We start from the raw sequence: 21733 nt of genomic DNA, 5'->3' as shown, positions 1-21733 counted from the left end.
GATTCATCCGCTACACGATGAGCCGCGCGAGCTCCTCCGCCGCGCGTGCGCCCTGGGAGGCGGCGCCCTCCATGTGCCCCTGGAAATCGAGCGACGTATGCTCGCCGCAGAAGAGCACCCTGCCCTGGCGAGCCGCCTCGTGGCCGCCGAACAGGACCCGCTGGCCCACACGATAAAAAGAATACGACGCCTCGTAGAGCGGGCTCGCGTGCGGCATCGATTGCGTCGCTCTCCCGTTCCAGTTCTTGGTGCCTCCTGGCAAAACCCTCTCCAGCCTGCCGAGCCCCGCGCGCGCGTCCGCGAGGACACCCGCGTCCTTGATGGTGGCGAAAGGCCTCCGCGTGGACATCGCGTCCGTCACGGCCCCGCCGGTATACAGGACGAGGAGCCCGGGCTCGCCCGGCTGGGCGCGGCTGACCTCCCACGTATTCTGGTAGCCGGTATCGGCATACGTGGATCCATCACTCCTGCCGGGCCAGGGGCCCTCGTCGCGCCAGTATCGGCGCGAAAACTGGAGGTGAAGCTTGCCGTTGTGACCCCGGCCGAGCTGCTCGATCGCGAGGCGCTTGCGCGCGTCGAAGCCGGCGCCCCTCAGGTCGATGGTGCGCAAGACGGCGAACGGGACGGCGAGCACGACCCAGTCGGCCACGACGTCGATCACGCCCGGCCCTCGCTGAAAGGTGAGGATTTGCCTCCCCGCCGGGCTCTCGCGCAGGCGGACGAGCCGGTGCCCGCGCTTGACGGCGTGCGGTCCGAGCGCCCTGGCGATGGCGATGGGGATCTGCTGGTTGCCGCCCTTGATGTGATGCGCCTCGTCGGACGCGCCGAACACGGAGAAATGGTCGGGGTCGGGCTGATTGCCGAGCAGGTAGACGAGGTTCAGGGCGGACTGATCCCGCGAATCGGCGCCCCACTCGATGACGTAGGCCACGTCGAGGAGCTGCCCGAGCGGCGAGGCGTGCCCGCCCGGGACCCGCGAGGCGATCCAGTCGAACACGCTCATTCGATCGAGCGCGCGCCCCGCAGGTGTCGCGCGGTCGTGGGTGGTGGTCTCGCCCGCGGCGAGCAGATCCGAAAGGAGGGCGGGGTAAACACGCGCAAAATCGCGCTCGGCCTCGGCGACGGGGTAGTAGCGGCCGTCGAAGAAATACGTATTCACCAGGCCGGACGGTTTTTCACCTTCCAGGCTGTCCATGGTCAGGCCAAATCGACGGGCGAGGGCGAACAGGGTGCGGTTGTTGCTATCGATGAGCTCACCGCACCACTCGCTGACTTGACCCGCGTCCCAGGAGGTGGTGTTGGAGAACATGCGCCCGCCCATGCGGCCGGAGGCCTCGTACACCGTGGCCGAGAGGCCACGATCGCGCAGCGCGAGGGCGCAGGTCAGGCCGGCGATACCGGCGCCGACGATGGCGATGGTCGGGTTGGCCGCGGCGCGGAGCACGCGCGGGAACACGAGGGTCAAGGCCCCCGCGCCCGCGGCGCCGAGGAAACGGCGGCGAGCGAGGGAAATCCCGCGGCGGGCGTCCCGTTCGCGAGTGGCCGCGCGCTCCTCGCGCAGCGCGGCGGTGCTGAGCCCTCGCCGGCGCGCCGCATGGTGCTCCGAGGCCAGCTTCTCCAGCAATCGCAAGAGTGGTGTCCGTGCCATGAGCGCCCTCCCAGCGGCATAGCTGGCGCACGAGCGCGGCCATGTCACCGGCTTGCGAGCGGCCGCGTGGAGGCCCCAGGAACAGGGCGGTGGACGTGGCGCTTTCTCAGCCGCACGGGCCCCCGAGAAGGCCGAGAGCATCCTCGTCGCCCGCGGCGGCTCACACCGTGTTTCGGGCAACAAAACTACCGGTAGCACATAAATTTCGACCATGCTAACCTGGCGCCGGTTGCTTCTTTCGTCCAGCGGGAGAGTGAGGGCGTGGCTTGCGCCATTCCGCAGCAGAGCATTGTTCGGTGGCTGGTCGTAGCGGTCGCCGAATTGCTGGAGATCCCATCCGAACGGGTCCATGTAAACAGTAGCTTCCGCCGCCTGGGCCTGGACTCTCTGACAGCCGGAGCGCTCGCCAGCCGCCTCTCTACGTGGCTCGAACGCCCGGTGCCACTCACGCTGCTGTGGGAGTTCCCCAGCATCGCCGATCTCGCCGCCCACCTCGCCGGCGCAGCGCGCCCCGCCGCCCTGGAGGCGCCTCGGGTCGTCGCCTACGAGCCCATCGCCGTCGTCGGGATCGCCTGTCGATTCCCCGGAGCAGACTCGCCGGCAGCCTTCTGGGAGCTCCTGCGCTCGGGCACGGACGCGATAACGGACATCCCCCGCGATCGCTTCGACGTGGACGCGCTCTACGCGCCCGATCGCGCCATACCCGGCACCATTCCCATGCGCCAGGGCGGCTTCCTGCGCGACGTCTCGAGCTTCGATGCGCATTTTTGGGGCATCTCCCCGCGCGAGGCGCTCCACATGGATCCGCAGCAGCGCATCATGCTGGAGCTCTCCTGGGAGGCGCTCGAGGACGCTGGGATCCCTCCGCTTTCGCTCTCCGGTTCGGCCACGGGCGTCTTCCTCGGCGCCATCTGGAGCGACTTCGCCCTGCTCCTTGGCCGCCTGGGGCTTCAGGCCATCGCCCCGCACACCGTGACGGGCGTGCACCATAGCCTCATCGCCAACCGCATCTCATACACGCTCGGGCTCGAGGGGCCCAGCATGGCCATCGACACGGCCTGCTCGGCCTCGCTGGTGGCCGTACACCTCGCGTGCGAGAGCCTGCGCAGCGGCGAGTCCACGCTGGCGCTCGCTGGAGGGGTCAACCTCATCCTCGCGCCCGATAGCCTGGTCCAGATGGCGAAGTTCGGCGCCACGAGCCCGGGCGGGCGCTGCCGCCCCTTCGACGCGGGGGGCGACGGTTACGCCCGCGCCGAGGGCGCCGGCCTCGTGGTGCTCAAGCCCCTGTCGCGGGCGATCGCGGACGGCAACCCCATTCATTGTGTCCTCCGCGGCAGCGCGACCAACAACGACGGGCGCAGCAATGGGCTCACCGCGCCGAGCCCTCGCGCCCAGCGCTCGCTGCTCGTCATGGCCTGCCAAAGGGCCGGCGTCGACCCGGCCTCCGTGGACTACGTGGAGGCGCACGGCACCGGGACGAAGCTCGGAGATCCCATCGAGGCATCCGCCCTCGGAGCCGTCTACGGGCAAGGCCGCCCTCCGGGGCGCCCCCTGCGTATCGGCTCGGTCAAGAGCAACATCGGCCACGCCGAGGCCGCCGCAGGCATAGCCGGTCTCCTCAAGGTCGCGCTCAGCCTGCGCCACCACGAGATCCCGGCGAGCCTGCACTTCCGCACGCCGAACCCTCAAATCGACTTCGCCTCCCTGGGTCTCGAGGTCCAGGCCCGGCCGAGCCCCTGGCCGGAACGAGAGGGGCCGGCCCGCGCGGGTGTCAGCTCGTTCGGGTTCGGCGGCACCAACGCCCATGTCGTGCTCGAGGAGTGGCAGGCGAGCGCCACGCAAACACGGCCTTTCGTGGCCCCGAACCCCTTGTCCCAGGCGCCTCGGCAGCCCGTGTTCTACTTCGCCGGGCACGGCTCCCAGTGGCTCGGCATGGGACGCGAGCTGCTCGTGGCCTCACCCCTGTTCCGCGCGCGGCTTTCGGCTTGTGATCGGGCGATCCAGGCGGAGGTCGGGTGGTCGCTGTTCGACGAGCTGCTCGCCCCGCCCGAGCGATCGCGGCTGAACGAGCCGGACGTGGTGCAGCCCTCGATCTTTGCCGTACAGGTGGCCCTGGCCGAGCTGTGGCGCTCCTGGGGCGTCGTCCCTCGGGCCGTGCTCGGGCACAGCCTCGGCGAGGTGGCCGCCGCGCACGTGGCAGGCGCGCTGTCCCTCGGGGATGCCGTGCGGCTCGTCTGCCTGCGTGGCCAGCTCACCCGGCGGCTCGCAGGCCAGGGAGGGCTCCTGCTGGTGGAGCGATCACGGCACGAGGTCGCAGCGGCCATCGGCGACAGGGCGGGCGTCACGCTCGCCGTGTTCAATGGGCCTACCTCCACCGCGCTCTCCGGCGAGCGCGCCGCGCTCGAGCGCGTGGCCTCCGAGCAACGAGCGGCAGGCGCGCGCTGCGCCTTCGTCGACATCGGCTTCCCCTCGCACAGCCCGCTCGTCGAGCCCATCCTGGCGGAGCTCCTGGAGGGACTCTCGGGGATATCGCCGCAGCCCACGCGCACCCCGCTGCTCTCCACCGTGACGGGGCGCTTCATGGAGGGGCGCGATCTCGACGCGCGTTACTGGGTCCGCAACCTGCGCGAGCCCGTGGACTTCGCGGGGGCCGTCGACCTGCTCACCCAGCGCGGCGAGGACCTCTTCCTCGAAGTCGGCCCAAAGCCCGCGCTCGCCCGCTTCGTGGAGCAGTGCCTCGCGCACGCTGGCCGCCCTGGCCGCGTCGTCGCCTCCCTCCACCGCCGTGCCTCCGAGTGGGAGGCGCTGTTCGAAGCCGCCGCGACCCTGCGGGAGCAAGGCGTGCCCGTGCGCCCGCATTTGCGGGACGTCCCGGGTGCCGAGGCGCCCGAGCTGCCACGCGTGCTCCCGGTCTCGGCGCACACGCCCGAGGCCCTGCGCGCGCGAGTGGCGGGGCTCCTTTCCCGGCTGGAAGCCCCTCCAGACCTGGACCTGGACGACCTCTGCTACACGGCGGCTTGCGGCCGCAGCCACCTCGGGCACCGCGTGGCCGTGGTCGGCAGCACGCGCGCCGGCCTGCGCGAGCAACTCGCCGCGGCCCTGTCCCGCCCCCTCGGGGCCCACCTCTCGCCGACCGAGCCGCCACGTCTGGCCTTTGTTTTCCCCGGTCAGGGCGGCCAGTGGGAGGGCATGGGCCGAGAGCTCCTGGAGCAAGAACCCACGTTCCGCCATGCGCTCCTGGCCTGTGACGCGGCCCTCGCGCCCTACCTCGGCGAGTCGATCGCCGCGTGGCTCTCCGAGGGCAGGGCGATCGAGGACAGGGCCGACGTCGCGCAGCCGGCGCTGTTCGCCTTCCAGGTCGCGCTCTGCCGGCTCTGGGAGTCGCTGGGCGTTCGGGCGGCGGCGGTCGTGGGCCATAGCATGGGCGAGGTGGCGGCGGCGCATGTGGCGGGGGCATTGAGCCTGGAGGACGCGGCCCGCGTCATCTGCGCGCGCAGCCGGCACCTGCGATCGCTACACGGCCAGGGGACCATGGCCATCGTGGAGAGCTCGCCGGACGAGCTCGCGGCGGCCCTCGCGCGCTGGTCCGGGCGCGCGAGTGTGGCTGCGCGAAATGGGCCACGGAGCTTCGCGCTCGCCGGCGAGCGCGAGGCCGTGGAGGCGCTCGTCGCCGAGGTGCAAGCGAAAGGCGCCTTTGCGCGTGTCATGGGCCCCGAGTTCCCCATGTCGCATTGCCCCCAGGTGGAGCCCGTGCAGGGGGCGCTCGCGAGCGACGTCGCAGGGATCACGCCTCGACGCGCCGCGCTGCCGCTCTATTCCACCACGACGGGCCTCGTCGCCGAGGGGCCGGAGCTCGACACGCGCCACTGGGTCCAAAACGTTCGCGAGCCGGTGCGTTTCCACGAACAAGTATGCGCGCTGCTCCGGGATGGCATTCGCCTGCTCCTCGAAGTGGGGCCGCACCCGCTGCTCGGCCATGCCTGCGAGCAGACGATCGCCGAGGAAGGCGCGAGCGCGGTGGTCCTGCATTCGCTGCGGCGTGGCGAGGGGCGACGTCATCTCTACGAGGCGCTCGCGCAGCTTTATACGTGCGGCGTGGAGGTGGACTGGCACGTGGTGCAGCGGCGCGGCGGGCGGATCCTTTCCCTCCCCGTCTACCCCTGGCAGCGCCAGCGCTACTGGCCCGAGGGCCTCGGGGGCGCCACGCTCCCCGAACCCCAGGTCAGCGCGGCCCCCGCCCCCGAGTTGCCCGAGCTCTCGCGCCTGGAGCAGGCCCTGCGTGACACCCACGGCGCCCCGGATCCTGCCCTGGTCGAGCAGATCCTGCGCCTTCGCGCTGCCGCGATCCTCCAGCTCCCGACGTCGATGCTCTTGCCGGAGTCCTCGCTCAAGCGGCTCGGGCTCGACTCCATCATGGCCATGCAGCTCAACAATCGCCTTCGCGCGCTCCTGCAGGTGGAGGTGCCGGTATCGCTCCTCCTCGAAGATCGGGGCCTCCGCGCGCTGGCCCAGGGGCTCTGCGCTCATGTGCGAGAGGCGCGCAAGCCGCTCATCGACGCCGAGGCCCTCGCCTCTCGACTGGAAGAAGGCAGCCTGTGACGACGGCCAAGGCGCTCCTAGGTCTCCTCACCAGCAAGGGCGTGCGACTCTGGGCCTCGGAGGGCCAGCTCCGCTTCAAGGCTCCGCCCGGCGCGCTCCAGGCCGAGGACAAGGAGGCGATGCGAGCCCACAAGGCCGAGCTGCTCTCGCTCCTCTCCGGGCGCACGGCGATCGGGGTCTCCAGCGTGCAGCGCCGGTTGTGGTTCCTCTCCCGGCTCGCGTCCGGGGAGTGCGCCTATCTGGTCGCCCAGGCATACGAACTCCGCGGCCCCCTGCGTCCGGAGCTCCTGGAGCGCGCCCAGCAGCGCATCGTCGCTCGGCACGAGGCGCTCCGCGCCACCTTCGTCGAGCTCGAAGGGCACCTGGTGCAGTTCATCGAAGACCACCACACGTTGCCCTTGCAGCGCCTGCGCTTCCCGGAGCCGCCCACGCAGGAGCAGGTGCAAGAGGCTCTGCGCGACGTCTTGGCGCGCCCCTTCGACCTCGGGCGCGAGCCGCCCGTGCGGAGTTGCCTGCTCACGCTCGGCCCCGACCATCACGTATTTGCGCTCGGCTTTCACCACCTCGTGGTGGATGGATGGTCGCTCGGCCTGTTCAACGAGGAGCTCTCGGCGCTTCATGGCGAGGAGCTCTCCGGAGAGCCCGCAGCGCTCCCCGAGCTTCGCCTGGGGTATGCGGATTTCGTGGAGTGGGAGCGCCAGGTCTACCTCGCGTCCCGGAGCCTCCCCTACTGGCGCGCGCGGCTCGAGCGCTTGCCTTCGCTGGAGCTGCCCTGCGACTTTCCACGCCCTGCGTTCACCCGCTACGAGGGGCGGCAGCATCGCTTCCTCCTCCCGCCGGAGGTGGACGCGGCGCTCGCGCGTGTCGCCTCGGAGGAGGGCGCGACCCCCTTCGCCGCGCTGCTCGCCGTCTTCGCCGTCGCCCTGCAGCGCATGAGCCGTCAGAGAGACCTCGTGGTGGGCACCCCGCACGCCAACCGCGGGGATCACGGCTTCGAGCCCCTCATCGGCTGCATGGTGAACACGCTCGTCCTGCGCATCGAGATCCCGCGCGGGATCAACTTCCGTGAGCTCGTGCGGCGTGTCCACCGCGCCGGTCTGGAGGCTGCCGAGCACCAGGACGTGGCCTTCGAAGAGCTCGTGCAGCTCTCCGGGCAGACACGAGATCCCTCGCGCAGTCCGCTCTTCCAGGTCTTCTTCGGCCTGCAGAACGTGTCTCGTGCCCCGCGGCTCGCGGGGCTCTCGGCGGAAGAGCTCCCCTTCGATCCGAAGCTCTGCCAGTTCGACCTGGAATTCCACCTGACACCGAGCCCGGGGGGCACCCGGGGCGTGTTGCTCTCGAGCGCGTCGCTTTTCTCCGACGAATTCACCCCGCATTTCGCCGAGTCCTTCACGACGCTGGCCACGCGCCTCGGCGTAGCGCCGGACGCGCCCGTGGACGCGGCCTGCCTGCTCGGCGAGGCGCGCGCGCGTGAGGTGCTCCTCGATTGGAATCGGACGGAGCACCCCTATCCTCGCGCGTGCTGCTTGCACGCCTGGGTGCGCGAGCGGCTCGAACAGACGCCCGAGGAGCCTGCCGTCACGTGCGCGGGGCGCACGCTCTCGGGCGCCGAGGTCCTCTCACGCGCGCACGGGATCGCGCACGCCCTCGCCGCGCGCGGGATCGGCACGGGCCATTTCGTCGCGGTGCTCGGTCAGCGCTCGCCGGAGCTTTTATGCGCGGTCCTCGGCGTGCTTGCTTCGGGAGCCGCATACCTGCCACTGGATCCGGAGATGCCCGCGGAGCGGCTGAGCTTCATGCTGGCCGATAGCCAGGCCCGCCTGGTCCTGTCCGAGGATCCGACGCCCAGCGCCGTGCCGGAGGATGTGCCCGTGCTTTTGCTGCGGGATCTCGAGCCCTTGCGCGCCGACGCGCCGCCGCCGGTAGCCGTCACCTCCGAGGATCCCGCCTATCTGCTCTATACGTCGGGGTCCACCGGTCGGCCGAAGGGCGTCGTGGTGCGCCACCGCAACGTGGTGAGCTGCTTGTGGGCGTTTGCGCGTGCTCCGGGGCTCGGCGCGGGGGACGTGTTCCTCGCGGTGACGACCTGGTCCTTCGACATCTCCGTGCTGGAGCTCTTCCTGCCGCTCGTGACGGGCGCCCGCCTGGTGCTGGCCGAGACGGAGGACGTGCGAGACGGCAAGCGCCTCGCGCGCCTGCTCGAAGCACACAGCGTCACGGCCATGCAAGGCACACCGGCCACCTGGTCGCTCCTCATGGGCTCGGGATGGAAGGGCGACAAACGGCTCAAGGCGCTCTGCGGCGGCGAGCACCCTTCACGCGAGGTCGTGGACTTCCTGGCCACGCATTGCGCCGAGCTCTGGAACCTCTACGGCCCCACGGAGACCACCATCTGGTCGCTGCGCGAGCGCCTTTCGCCGGGCGCTCCGATCCTCGCGGGTCGCCCCCTGGAGAACACGCAGATCTACGTGCTGGACGAGGCGGGGCTGCCCGTGGGGCCCGGCGTGCCTGGCGAGCTGTACATCGGCGGCGAGGGTGTCGCGGCGGGATACTGGAACCGGCCGGAGCTCACGGCCGAGCGTTTCGTGCAAATCAATCCGGGCGGCGTATTGCCCGCGCCGGTGCGCTGTTATCGCACGGGGGACCTCGTCCGCCAGCGCGGCGACGGGCGTGTGGAGTTCCTCGGGCGATTGGATGAACAGGTGAAGATCCGCGGCTACCGCATCGAGACCGGAGAGATCGAGCACGTGCTGAACCAGCACCCGGGGGTGAGAGAAGCGGCGGTGGTCGCTCGCCCGGGGCCCGATGGCTCCCTGGAGCTCATCGCCTGCGTCTGCCCCGAGGCCGAGGAGGCGCTCGTCGCGCAGGAGCTGCGCGACTGGCTCACGGGCCGATTGCCGACGTACATGGTGCCGGCGCATTTCGCCGTGCTGGAGGAGCTGCCGCGTACGCCCAATGGCAAGGTCCACCGCAAGGCGCTGCCGCCCGCCTCGTTCTCGCGGCGCGCCGCCGAGGTGGTCCACGAGCCTCCCGTGGGGCCCATGGAGGAGGCCGTCGCGGCGCTTTATGCCGAGCTCTTGCCGGGCCGGCGGCCCGGTCGGAACGATGATTTCTTCGCGCTGGGCGGGCACTCCCTGATGGCGGCGCGCCTGCTGCACGCCGCGTCCGAGCGGCTGGGCGTATCCGTGTCCATGAACGAGCTGTTCTTGCACCCCACCGTGCGCGGCCTCTCGCTCGTGTTCAAGCGCGCGCGGCTCCAGGCGGCGGTGAGGCGTGGGGACATGGAGGCGCTGGAGGCCGCGGTGGCGGAGCTCAGCGAGGACGAGGCCCAATCCATGCTCTCGGAGCTGATTCCAACGTAGGAGATAGGACCATGACCCAGCTTTCGCAAACCAAGCAAGAGCTTCTGCGCGCTCTCATTCAGAATCGGGAGGCCTCCCTCCAGGACGTGCCCTCCAACCTCGTGCAATTCAAGAAAGGGCAGCCCGGCGCGCCGGCGTTTTTTTTCTTCCCGGCCACGGACGGCGGCATTTCTTACTTCCGCTACATGGCGCCTCACCTGCCCGAGCGCATGGCCTTTTATGGTTGCCAGGCGCCTGGCTTCGACGAGGAGCGCGAGCCGCTGCGCACCGTGGAGGAGGTGGTCGAGTACACGCTGCGCCACATCCGCGCGGTGCAGCCGCACGGGCCCTATTACATCGGCGGGTTCTGCATGGGGGGCCTGCCCTCCTATGAGCTCGCGTGCCGGCTGCAGGAGGAGGGCGAGGAGGTCGCCATGCTCCTCCAGGTCATGCCGGTGTTCCTGCGCCCGTGGGCGTGCCTGCCGGGGACCGACGCGCTGCAGCTCCGTGCCATCGAGGATCATCACTTCATCTTCGAGCGCCTGATCGGCATTCAGGTGCCCCTGCCGATGGAGCGGATCCGCGCGTTGCCCGAAAGCGAGCGTTATGACTTCGTCACTGGGCTCGTGAAGGAAGCGGGTTACCTCAAAGGCCCGGCCGAAGAGCACCTCTTCCGACATCGAATGAAGATGTACGAGGCGGGGCTCTCCGCCATGCTGGGTTATCAGCCGAAGCGCCGGCTTCGCGGGCACGTGGAGGTGCTGGTGGTAGGCCGGCAGTCGCATGGCGAGCTGGAGCTCGACATGAACACCTCGTACACGGTCCACCTGCGCAGCTTACCGCCGGAGCAGATCCACTATCACCCCCTGAGCGCAGATTGCGCGTCCCTCTTCAGTGGCGAGGACCCGGACTGCAGCCTCATCTCCCGGCGCATGGCGGAGATGCTCGGATAAGCCGGCGCCTTTGCCTCGACCACGTGCTCGCCGGGATCCACGGGGACCGGCGTCCTCCTGCCTCTTCGGCGCGGGCGGTGTCGCCTGTGCGGCGTGCGAGGACTGCGGCGTCCCCAAACGTGACGAAGGCGCTCGTCGTGCGGTTGGTGCGCTCGTAGCAGTCGGCGATGTTCAGCGGCATACGGTGGGGGCCAACAGGGCAACGGCTGGGCTCGTCCGTGATTTTGGTTGGCGTCTCGGAGCGCGGAGCAGCTTCCCGCCCCACTTCCCATGTGGAACCACGCCGATTCATGGTAGGGAATTCGCTCGTCCAGGGAGCGATCCGTCATGACCTCACGCCCGCCGCAGAACCTCGACCGCGGCAACCAAGCCGATTACCTGCTCGGCACGCACGAGGGATGGGGCGCCTTCGGCGTCGTGCGTTGGCACGCGATCGAGGAGATCTCCCAGCCTTTCCGCTACGAGATCGTCCTCATGCGCCCGGCCAAGAGCGGCCCCGTCGATCTCGACGCGCTCTTCGACACGGGCGCGACCTTCCGGATCCGCACCCTCGGGCGATGGCGATACGTGCACGGAATTCTCGCGGAAGTCGAGGAGATCGATCGCACGTCGGAGGTGATCCTTTACCGGGTCCTTCTGGTACCGCACCTGTTCCGGGCGCGCTTCCGGCGACGCTGTCGCAACTTCGTCGAATGGACGCTCAAGGATATCGTTCATGCGATCCTCGAGAACCGATCCCCCGCGCATCCACGCGGGCACAAGGGACTCGCGCCGCAAAGCGCCAAGGCGGAGCCCCCGTCCGTCGATCCGGACTTCCGCTCGTTCCGTGAACCTCGCGCGCTTTACCGCTGGGCCGTCACGGACGAAGGACGCCTCACGGACCGTGCCACGAGCTCGTATGTCGTGCAGTACAACGAGAGTGACCATGATTTCCTCTCGCGACTCCTCGAACGCGAGGGGCTGAGTTACTACTTCGAGCACACCGACTCCGACCTCGTCCTGGTCGTCACGGACGCCCCCGGACAGGCGCCGCTTTTCGAGGAAGCCCGACGCTTCGAGCTCTGCGGCGCGAGCCGGGGTGGTCAGGCCGCGGGGCAGGAAGTGGTCCGGGTTTGCCGTGACACGCGCCGGATGCGGTCGCGCGCCGTGGTCATGCGCGATTACGACTGGAATCGTAGCACGCAGCTCTTCGAGGCGAGCGCCGAGCTTCGCGGAGGCGATCCGGACGCCGAGGGCCACTACGAGTTCCCCGCCAACGACGAGCAACACGGTGAGGCACCGGCGAAGTTCCCGGCGAAGCTTCGGATGGAGCGGTTCGTCGTGGAGAAGGCGTTACGGGAAGGCGTGAGCACCGTCCGCGCGCTCGAACCGGGGCGCCAGTTCAAGCTGCACGATCGTGATGGGCTGCGTGAGGACGTGGATCTGCTCGTGGTACGTGTGGAGACGTTTGCTACGGAGCTCACGCCGCAGGGGACGGTGCTCGACGACGAGCCCTTCGGGTTCGCGGGCGCGACGGGAACGCTCGAGGCCGGATACGAAAACCGCTTTCAGGCGCTTCCGTCAGCCATTCCGTTCCGCCCGGCGCAACGTGCTCCGCGGCCACGCATTCATGGCATTCAGACCGCGCTCGTGACGGCCGAGGAGTTCTCGAAGGCGGATCGCCCCGAGATCAACGCCAATGCGCAGGGCTGCGTCCGGGTGCGTTTCCCCTGGGATCAGAGGCCGGACGACGATCGAACGGCATCCTCCTGCTGGATCCGGGTCTCGCAGAACTGGGCAGGGCCGGGCTTCGGGGCGCTGTATACGCCGCGCGTGGGGCACGAGGTGCTCGTCGCATATCTGCAAGGTGATCCGGAGCGTCCTGTGATCGTGGGCCGCGTCTACAATGAGCCGAACCGACCGCCCTACGATCCGTCGCAGTATCCCACGCGAAGCACGATCCGCAGCCGCACCGCCGTGCCTGAGGGGGACGGCTACAACGAGATCCGGTTCGAGGACGCGGCGACGCTGGAGGAGATCTTCCTGCACGCGCAGCGTGACTTCAATGAGGTGGTCCGCGCCTCCCATTCCACGAGCGTGGGAGGCGACCAGTCCAACTCGGTGACGGGAAACCGGACGCACTCGGTGAAGGGAACGGAGGAGGTCACGGTCCAGGGGGATCGGACGACGCATTTCGCGTCGAACGAGGCGCACACGGTGGACGTGCAGCGGCTCACGACGATCGGGGCGGATGATACGCATGTCATCTTCGGGAACCGTTCGGCGAAGGTGCATGCCGACGACTCGCTGACCATCTCGGGCAAGCGGGGGGTCTTCATCGGAGCCAACGAGGAGTCCCAGGCCAACGGGCATTTCGCCTGGAAGGCGATGAACACGTACTTCAACCTGACCAACGATTTTCAGACCAACAGCACCACGGCGGGGTTCTTTCAGAAGGATTGCTTCACGGTCAACGTCTCGGGCTGCACGCTGACGATGAAGCCCGGTGAGATTTTGCTCGAGGTCGGAGGGGCGTTCATCCTCATGAAAGCCGGGAAGATTCTGATCGACAACGGCGCTGGGGCCTGGTTCCAACTTGGCGGCGGGCTGGTCAACATCGCCGGAGGCACCGTCATGTTGAATTCAGACGGTATCACCCAGATCGTGGCGGGGGACGACATGACCCTCATGGGAGCAAACATCAACGCCAAGGGCGGAAAGATCAAGCTGAACGAGTGAGCGCCAGGCGGAGGCTTTCGTGTTCGTCCGGAACAAGACGCAGTTTTCACCCGTGCTTTCGCGGGGTAGCCTGAGCGACGAGGTCGACGTCGGCGCGATCGTGGTCGAGCTGCGTCTTCGGGTGGTCGGCGAGCGGCTCGAGCCCATGCTGGGGTCCGTCGAGCGGGTGGCCACGGATCCGCCGGATACCACCAAGATTCCTATGTGGCGTGGCACATCGGTCACGGCTGCCGGCGAGGTCTTCGGCCCATCACGCCCACCGTTCCTCCGCCCTGTCACGCTGAGCGTAGGTCGTGAAATCCGGCGGATCGTCGCGTTTGGCAATCGGCGCTGGGAGCAGAGCGTTCTCGGCGATCTCACCGCAACCGACCCGGCCCCGTTCGACTCGCTCCCCCTCTCGTTCGAGCGCGCCTTCGGGGGGTCGTTCGTTCTTCCTCCCGGCCTCCTCCCGGGCACCGACCTCCCGCATCCCGGGGGGAAGGTGCAGTATTATCTCAATGAACGTGGTATCGGCTTCTATGCCGACGAAGCTGCGGCGATCGGGGGCCTCCTGCCAAACTTCGAACTCGCCGACCAGCTCGTCACTCGCTGGGGCGACCGGCCCGTGCCGGGCTGCTTCGTCCCCTGCCCGGAGCTCGTGGGGCTTCGGCTCCGTCATGTCCACGTCGACCTGCCACTTGCGAATCCCGTGGATGCTACAAAGTCCGCTTTCCAGGCACGGTTCGCGAGTCGGGCCTTCTTCATGGTCCAGCACCATGCCCCTGGTTATCTCGTCTTCGATGCCCTTCCCCCTGGCACAGCCATCCACCTCCAGGGCCTTGGGACGGACGCGATCCGATTCGAGGTTCCCGCGTGCCCTGCACGCGTCACGCTGCGCCGCGGCCAGAGTCGAACCGAGGTGTCCGCGCGCGTCCGCAGTGTCCACGTCGATGCCGCAAGGCAGTTCATCTCCTGCGTCTACGGATACGAGTTTCGCTACAACGAGAGCACCGCTCCCTCCTGGATCACCATCGAGTCCTGAGCACGGGGAAACGACGATGTCGGTCAATTTCTACAACAACTCGGCGATCATGGTGGGGATCGATGTGCACGATTTCTACCCCTTCCCCGGCGTGGTCGAGGACCAGAAGGTCCCCTGGCCTTACGCGGTAGGCGCGCCCTTCTTCTGGCCGGCGGCGAACTTCTGGCACCGCACCGGCACAATAACGGCGGACGGGTGGCAGATGATCCACGACGAATTTTCGCTCTTCCTCGTGCCGCACGTGCACTTGTTTGCCGAGATGGGCCTGCTCCAGGTTCCTCAATACGCCAAGATCCTGGGTCCCTCCGGCAGTGAGCCCATGCTCGCGATCGGAAGCGTCACCGGCCAGGGCAACCCACTGGCGGCATGCATGTTCGGTGCGCTCGGGCTGAATTTCAATTGCTGGGAGAAAGGTGATCAACCCACAGGATACGTCCTCTCTGTCACCTCCGTGAAGACGTCTCCCACACTCGCCGATCTGGCGTCGGGCGCGGTGAAGTGGGTTTCGCTTGGGTTTCTCGCTCCCCGGCTTGGCGAAATCGTTGGCGCACGGCTTGGAGGCATCGGAGGGCCGCTCGAATCCATTCCGATTTCGATCATCGAGTTCATCACGGAGCAAATCGTGAAAAAGCTCATGGAGCCCGTGGCCAAGGAAGTTCATGACTGGGTCGAGGCCCAGCAAAAGGGCTGAGCCCATGTCGACCGTCAGCACGTTCCGCGCGTACGATGGCAAGAGCTACCTTTGCATCACGGCCAAGCGGAGCTACGCGATTCGCAATGGCAAGTGTGCCGAGCCAGTTCCGCAGACTGCAACGCTGGTCGAGGCGCCGCGGTACATTCGCTCCTCGGTGACGAACGCCCATCGCCTCGTCGAGGACGTCGATTTCTTCGCGGGCATCAAGCCTGCCACGGACGTCCTCCTTCGAGGGACCGCGTACTCCCACCAGGGTCGTGTCCCGAGCTTCCAGGTGGCACTTCGCGTCGGCCCCATTGCGAGGACGCTCCGCGTCTGGGGCGATCGAACCATTCAACTCGGCAGGGGAGGCGCTCTCCTTGCGTCAGCGCCGGTGCCGCGCGACGCGCTCCCGCTCATCTGGGATCATGCATACGGCGGTAGGGACGAACACGCAGAGGCGCTCGCCAAGAACAGCCCGGGCGCGTCGACCGTGGGAATGCTCGCGTACCCGCGCAACCCCGCGGGGCGAGGGTTCTTCATCGACGTCGATCGGGAACGAATGGAAGGCAGCGCCATGCCCAGCATCGAGGATCCCCTCGATCCGATTGTCCCCGATCGGCTGTGCGCCCCCACGATGCGGGCATGGATGGACTGCCCAGCCGCCGCCTGCTTCGAGCCCATTGATCAGTTCACGTTCCCGCGCGCCGTGTTCTTCATCCCGGCGACATTCGATCGCCCGAAGCGAGAGCTTCATGAAGCAAGGCTCGGGGTTCTGGGGCTCGATGAAATTCTTCAGCGCATGGTGACGTGGGACGGCACGGTCGACCCTCGTGCCTTCAACTGTGCGCCGGCGGGACTCGCCACGGTTCGCTTGAGAGGTAACGAACGCGTGGAGCTCCATCGGCTGCATCCAAGGCATGAGGCGCTCTCGTTCGAGCTCCCGGCAGACCGACCGCAGATGGTGCTCGAACCGCCTGGCGTGAACCCCCGCGAGCTCGAGCCTAGCCTGCAAACCGTGCTCATCGAGCCCGAAATGGATCTCGTCACGCTCACCTGGGCAGGGACACTGGAGGTCGCGATGCCTTATCCACGAGAGATGGTCGAGACGATGCGACACGCCACGCTCTGGACACGCTGAGCAGGGACCCGTATGCACCGGATCATCGACAAGATCGAAACTGCGCTCCTCGTCACTGCTGTCATGCTGTTGGTGGCTTTCGCGATCGGCCGCGCCCACGCGAAGCGTGACAGGATGTTATCCAAACTGGGAGAGTCCTATGGATTTCGGGTTGCCTGGCGTAGCGCCTTCGCCCGGATCTACTGCCTCGAGTTCGACAAGCCCGGCTGGGGGGGAATGCTTCGTCTGACCATGGGGCCGCTCGGGGACATCAGGGACATTCATTTCGTGGGCCTCACGATGCGCCCCATCCCGGGCGTATGCGTCGAGGCGCGACGGATGCACGATCTCGTGCATCGAGCAGCCGGGAGTCAGGGCGTCGACGCTTTGGTCACGGAAGGATCCCCTGACGTCGTGGCGCTGCTGAGCGAGGAGATCCTGGCCCTGATGAAGCAGTTCGAGGCCCAGATTGCCGAAGCGTCGTTCAGGATGGGCAATCCGCTCAGGTTGTGGGCCGGTGGGTACATGGTCCGATTCGAAGTGTCGAGGTGTCGCGAGACCGACGAGGAGCACCTCGTGCGGGCGTTGCTCCTCATCGACAGTTTCATGCATTGGATCGACCAGCTCCCCATCGCCGCCGTCGCTGGTGCATGTCGGGCATGTGGCGAGTCGGATGCAGGTAGCCAGTGCGGCCGCTGTGGCTCGCCCTATCACGACGAATGCTGGCGGGAGGCCGGAGGGTGTCGGGGCTGGGGCTGCGGCGATCAGCGCACCAAGCTGAGGATCATCCGTAAAAGCATGCTATCGCCGATATACCTGACGAGGTGAGCGAGCTTCTCAAGTTTTCTGCAGGAGCAACCACTCCCTGAACCGGTCGTACTTTCCCTGCCACTCCCGCTGAATCTCCGGGCGCTCGGTGAGACGCACACGCCACTCCTGGTCCACGGCTCGCCACGCGGCATCGCCACGGATGCTGTAACGGCGAAATATCTCCGCTCGATTCTCCGGAGCCACCGCAAGCTCCGCACAAAGCGAGGCGTAGGCATCCAGGGTGAGCCGGGGACCATCGACCATCGAGGAAGGCTCGAGGAACGGCATGGCGGCCCTCGCCTGTGCCATGAGGTCCATCTGCAATGGCAGTGTGGCGTCTGTGATGCCAGTCCTCGGCGCAGGGGCACGCGGCGCTTGCAAGGCCTCGACGAACCCCGGCGCGGGTCGATCGCTAAAAGGAAGTGGAAGATCGTGTGTCGCTGGCAGCTTGATCGGTCCTGTTGTCCCCAGATCCACCGGCGCGTCCTGCACGGCATCCTCGACAATGGGCAAGGGTTGCGTGTCGCCGATCGGCTCTGCTGCGGGGGTCGATTGCGGCGCCTGCAAAGCGTCCAGAAACTCGCTGGAGGACTGCTTACCGAACGGGAGCGGCTTTCCCGGAAGGGACATCACGGCGGGCATCGTGGTGCCCAGCGCTGAAGCGGGCTTCGGCAACACGAGGACGGGCGCCTCCGGGGGCGACTCGGGAGCCGGAGGTGGCTGCACGGATGCCACGGGAGGCACCGCAATGGGCTCCCGGGATGGCACAGTGGACTCGATCTGCGGGCTTGGCGCTACAGAGCCATCGGCGACATCCTGCGCCTTCTGCTCGCGCCGCCGATTCATTTCGGCCAGGCACTTCGCAGCGTAGAGCTCCATCCGGTCTTGCCGGTCCACGTCCGCGTCGCGGGAGAGCGCCATCGCCCAGTGCAGTTCGTTCTTGCTCCAATCGGCCGGATCGATCTCGAGCTCTTCCAGGATATCGAGTCGCTCCTCGGGACTGCGGCGAAGCAGCCTCGCCGAAATATCCGCCCAGCGCTCGAACGGGAGGATCGCCTCTTCCGCGCTCACGTCTCACCCTCCTCGCCAGGCCCACCGGCGATCTGCGACCAACCGAACGGTTGCGGAAGTGGATCGTCATTCAATCCGATATGCTCCCCATCGAGCTTGATCGCGCGCATGGCCCGTACACCCACGCGGTCGCGATTTGCCTGCAATTCGACGCTCGCACCCTCCACGCGAGCATCACCACCTGCTCGGACGTGATGGTGCCCGGCGGCGCTTTCGCGCAGCGACCCGCCTGCAACGAGCTCGACGTCGCGCTCGGCCGCGATCGATACGTCCCGGGCCGCGAGGCGAAGGGAACGCGCGGCGGACAGCTCGACCTCGGCCCCGGAGAACGACAGGACGGGACCGCGGTCCGTGACCTCGACGCGAAGCACGACCTCGCCGCCGCTGCTGCGGATGGTGAGCTGGTCGCGCTCGGCGCCGGCCTCGAGCTCGTAGCGGCGGCCGGAGAGGAGCGTCACGGCGGCGGAAGCGACCGGAGCCTCGATGTCGTCGAGGGCGACGTCGGGGCGTGATTCCAGAGAGCCGTCCCCTGTCCGCATGGCTTCCGGGCCGGCGGCATCGAAGTCTCGTTTCACCATGGCGGTGGCCGAGGATAACCCATCCGTACCGCTGGGAAAAGCGCGCGGTGATGCCCTGCGCGTGCCGCGAACCGGGCGCGTTTCATGAACGTCGCCAATCGAGGCGCGAATCCGAACACGCGCAGGGGGACGCGCAGCCAATGCCCCGACGGTTCCGGGTCGATCTACGCGACGATGAGCCGTCCTGCGCGCGACAGCCGGAGCACCCCGGCGCGGGCCGCGGACCATTGCCGCGTCAGCGCCTCGGACGGCTCGCCGATGATGCTGACCGCCTCGAGCAGCGGGAACGTGGACGCCGGCGCGCGCGGGCTGGGCGAACGATCGACGGTCGGGAGGATCGTCGAGCGCCCGGCATGGGCCTTCCGTTCGACGCGCACGACGCCATCGGGCCAGCGCTCGACGAGGGCCTCGACGACGGTCGCAATCGCGGCGTGCGGGAGCGACTGCTCGGTCGTCTCGGCCCAGCGCACGAGCGCCGCGAGACCACGCAGCACGTCGTAGAAGTAAAAGCGCGGGAACGCGAGCGCGCGCCAGCCGGCCTCGGCGCTGCGCTCCTCGGCGTTGTGCACGGTTTGCGAGCCGCGAACGAGCGCGCGATCGATCAGGAAGCGCGCGGCACGATCGACGAACGCGCGCTGCTCGTTCGACCACGCCTCGCCGAGCAACATCGCTTCGAGCGGCGCGACGGTGGCGACCATCGAGCTCGGGCATTCGGCGGTCTGGCGGTAGGCGGCATCATCGCAGTTGAGGCCGCCGTCGGCTATCTGGTAGCGCACGAACCACGGCTTGATCCAGGGCAGCGCGCGATCGACGTCGATGCCAGTGGCCGCGAGCACGGAGGACATCGTGCCGAGCGCGCAGTGGCACGCGATGTCGCGGTGCACATCGGCGCCCGGAGCGTCGTCGGGGTGGATCGGGAAGATGTGGAGCAGGCGGTCGAGGCCTGCGACCATCGAGGCCGCTGCGCTTTCGGGGATCTGGCGCGCCTCGCCAAGCTCGTGGAGCAGCAGCATGTGCCACCAAGGCGAGTGCCACTTGGGCCAGTACGGATCGAGCTCGAGGCTCTGCTGCGCGGCATCGGAGCCGAGGTACGCGACAGAATCGGCAATCGCGCGCTCGACGGCGGCGGTCCGGATGGAAGGAGGATCGGGGATGGCGGCGAGCTTCGCGAGGTCGATCATGTCGCTCGTATAACCCGGGCGAACCGTCAGGTGATCAACGAACGCGAGCAGCCATGCATCGACGTCCCGCGGCGAAGGCCGCGGCCCTCGGCCCGGCCGAGAGAATCAACGCACTCCGCTTGCGCTCACGGCGGCCTCTGTGCTCGGATCCGATCGTGAGCACCAGGATGACCTTCGTTCGTTCTTCGTTTCCTCGTATTTTCTTCACGACGTTTTTCGCCCTCTCCGCGGCAGCATGCGGTTCGGACGAGGGATCCGGCTCGGGATCGGGCGGGGGATCGGGTGGCGCGGACCCCGGTGGCGCAGGCGGGACGGGGAGCAGCGTGAGCAGCAGCGGCCCGGGGATGGGCGGCGGCGGTCCAGGGACCGGCGGCAGCGGTGGCCAAGGGGCCAGCGGTGTCGGGGGTAATGGTGGTATCGGCGGTGATGGTGGTATCGGCGGCGGTGGTGGTGTCGGCGGCGGTGGTGGTGTCGGCGGCGGTGGTGGCTCGGGCGGCTGCGAGGATCAGGTCGCAGCCTGCAAATACAAGACGGATACCGAGATCGACAAGCAGTCGTTCCGCCAGATTGCAGGCTACAACTGCTTCAACCCGGGTACCGGGTGGGACTTCGTCGCGACCAAGACGTGCGATTACGCTGAGGTGTGCGAGGCGGATATGGGGACCGAGGCCGTGTGTGTCCCGTGCGGCCCGATGGGTCAGCGGTTCGCTCATCGCGTGGTCGACGGCCAGGTCGTCGAAGATTGCAAGGGCTGCAAATGCAGCGGCGGCTGGACGGTGTACGGCTGTTACGCCGAGACCGCGACGTTCGGCGCCCCCTGGGCCGACGTCGTGTGGCAGCAGGGGTTCGAGGTGATCCGGTTCGCGTTGCTGGGGAGCGGTGAGGTGAAGTCTCTCGCAGGGCCGAACAAGGTTATCACGATCCAGAACCTCCAGGTGAATACCTTCGAAATTCAGCCGAACGGAGTGGTTGATTTCGGGATCGAGGCCCAGGTGATCCACACCGATAACTTCCAGCAGCAGCATACCTGGGATATGCAGGCGCGGGTCGTGCGGGTTTGTCAGTAATGGCGGAGCTGCAGTTCACCCGCCGAACACGTCGGCCACGATGACCTCCTGCGGATTCTCGGGATGCACGAGGACCGTCACCGGGCGCCCCTTCTGCGGCTGCCCGACGTACCACGGCAACATGATCCACGCGACGTGCTCGCTCCCGTTCAGCACGAACGAGACGTTCACGGAATAGCGACTCGTCAGACGGCGTCCGCTGCGGTAGGTCGAGTCCACGACGCGCCCCTCCACGGCGAGGCCCTGTTCGAACAGTCGAGAAATCCGCCGGCATCGACGGTGAAGCATCCGCGCCACGATGGCCGTCACGAAAACGGCTGCGGCCAGTAGATCCCAGGGGAACTGGACATCACGGCCAGTCACCACCCCATACACCAATCCGATGATGAGCAAACCCCAGGGAACACCCGCAATGTACAGAAGAAGGAACGACAGGTAATCCCGTGTGACGATGCGGCCAATGGAGGGACGGGGCACGACGTCTCAATCGTCCTTCATGCGTGACCGAAATGCAAGCAAAACGAAGCGCTTCCGTGCTCCTGCCACCCGCACCGCGGCCCCACTCTTCCGCAACCTGCGTATTCCGGACCCACGTGGCCACCGATTCCGGCAGCACGTAGCCACCCGTTCCGGCAGCACGTAGCCACCGATTCCGGCAGCACGTAGCCACCTGTTCCGACGACGTGGCCACCCGTTCCGACGACGTGGCCACGTCGTCGGCATCGTGGTCTGAGCTACCAACGCCGCCGCGGCTGGCCGCCGGGCTCGATGGGACCGTACCTCCTGAATGGGTTTGTCGGAGCGTACGCTGGCAAACCTGGTGAAGCCCTCTGTGCCAACATCCGATGAGACAGCGCTCCTCCCGAAATTAGTGTAGAGAAGAGGGCGGAGACTGGACCTGACCCGCGTGCCCAAACCTTCCCATCTTCGATCCATCGATTCTACCTCCGCCC

General features: G+C 67.8%; 14 protein-coding genes. 9 read left to right on the top strand and 5 right to left on the bottom strand.

The genetic code is table 11. The features are described from left to right. Nucleotides 1–10 precede the first annotated feature (10 nt). Nucleotides 11–1648 carry a flavin monoamine oxidase family protein gene (locus GF068_RS14020; RefSeq protein ID WP_170319480.1) on the bottom strand — a complete coding sequence of 546 codons (1638 nt, stop codon included), beginning with the start codon at nt 1646–1648 and terminating at the stop codon, nt 11–13. A 261-nt stretch (nt 1649–1909) separates the two neighbouring features. Here GF068_RS14020 and GF068_RS14015 point away from each other — a divergent pair, with 261 nt between their 5' ends. The 8 genes from GF068_RS14015 (at nt 1910) to GF068_RS13980 (ending at nt 16901) form a co-directional block, all read left to right on the top strand. Further along, entirely contained in the window at nt 1910–6247 is a 4338-nt protein-coding gene (locus GF068_RS14015; protein WP_170319479.1) for a type I polyketide synthase, read from the top strand. Beyond that, the gene (locus GF068_RS14010; RefSeq protein WP_153819907.1) at nt 6244–9609 is read left to right on the top strand and encodes a non-ribosomal peptide synthetase; all 3366 of its coding nucleotides are present in this window, start codon (nt 6244–6246) and stop codon (nt 9607–9609) included. The genes GF068_RS14015 and GF068_RS14010 overlap by 4 nt, the downstream gene beginning before the upstream one ends. A gap of 11 nt (nt 9610–9620) precedes the next feature. Continuing rightward, nucleotides 9621–10541 carry a thioesterase domain-containing protein gene (locus GF068_RS14005; RefSeq protein ID WP_153819906.1) on the top strand — a complete coding sequence of 307 codons (921 nt, stop codon included), beginning with the start codon at nt 9621–9623 and terminating at the stop codon, nt 10539–10541. 327 nt (nt 10542–10868) lie between these two features. After that, nucleotides 10869–13259, top strand: coding sequence for a type VI secretion system Vgr family protein (locus tag GF068_RS14000; protein WP_153819905.1), 2391 nt, complete (start codon nt 10869–10871; stop codon nt 13257–13259). A 19-nt stretch (nt 13260–13278) separates the two neighbouring features. Then, complete coding sequence (locus GF068_RS13995; protein WP_153819904.1) at nt 13279–14280, top strand: DUF2169 domain-containing protein; 1002 nt, start codon at nt 13279–13281, stop codon at nt 14278–14280. A 16-nt stretch (nt 14281–14296) separates the two neighbouring features. After that, nucleotides 14297–14971: a hypothetical protein gene (locus GF068_RS13990; RefSeq protein WP_153819903.1), complete on the top strand. Its 675-nt coding sequence runs from the start codon at nt 14297–14299 to the stop codon at nt 14969–14971. A gap of 4 nt (nt 14972–14975) precedes the next feature. Next, nucleotides 14976–16094: a DUF2169 family type VI secretion system accessory protein gene (locus tag GF068_RS13985; protein ID WP_170319478.1), complete on the top strand. Its 1119-nt coding sequence runs from the start codon at nt 14976–14978 to the stop codon at nt 16092–16094. Between the two features lie 12 nt (nt 16095–16106). Next, a complete protein-coding gene (locus GF068_RS13980; protein WP_153819901.1) occupies nt 16107–16901 on the top strand; it encodes a hypothetical protein in 795 nt (264 codons plus the stop codon). Nucleotides 16902–16910: 9 nt separating this feature from the next. Here GF068_RS13980 and GF068_RS13975 read toward each other — a convergent pair whose 3' ends face one another. The 3 genes from GF068_RS13975 to GF068_RS13965 form a co-directional block, all read right to left on the bottom strand. Beyond that, nucleotides 16911–17954, bottom strand: a complete 1044-nt coding sequence (locus GF068_RS13975; protein WP_153819900.1) for a hypothetical protein — start codon at nt 17952–17954, stop codon at nt 16911–16913. Beyond that, nucleotides 17951–18532, bottom strand: a complete 582-nt coding sequence (locus GF068_RS13970; protein ID WP_153819899.1) for a hypothetical protein — start codon at nt 18530–18532, stop codon at nt 17951–17953. Before GF068_RS13970 ends, GF068_RS13975 begins: the two co-directional genes overlap by 4 nt. Nucleotides 18533–18696: 164 nt before the next feature. Beyond that, nucleotides 18697–19713 (bottom strand): hypothetical protein, encoded by a 1017-nt coding sequence (locus GF068_RS13965; RefSeq protein ID WP_153819898.1) that lies wholly within the window; start codon nt 19711–19713, stop codon nt 18697–18699. A gap of 155 nt (nt 19714–19868) precedes the next feature. Between GF068_RS13965 and GF068_RS13960 the strand changes: the two genes are divergently transcribed. Continuing rightward, on the top strand, nt 19869–20780 hold the full coding sequence (locus GF068_RS13960) for a hypothetical protein (protein WP_153819897.1): 912 nt from the start codon (nt 19869–19871) through the stop codon (nt 20778–20780). A gap of 15 nt (nt 20781–20795) precedes the next feature. On the opposite strand, the gene GF068_RS13955 is transcribed toward GF068_RS13960, so the two are convergent. After that, nucleotides 20796–21257, bottom strand: a complete 462-nt coding sequence (locus GF068_RS13955; RefSeq protein ID WP_153819896.1) for a DUF3592 domain-containing protein — start codon at nt 21255–21257, stop codon at nt 20796–20798. Nucleotides 21258–21733 lie beyond the last annotated feature (476 nt).

It is taken from the genome of Polyangium spumosum, from assembly GCF_009649845.1.
Taxonomy (GTDB): Bacteria; Myxococcota_A; Polyangia; order Polyangiales; family Polyangiaceae; genus Polyangium; species Polyangium spumosum.
Note: the sequence above shows the minus strand (reverse complement) of the source record. Positions and strands in the feature narration are given on the sequence as shown.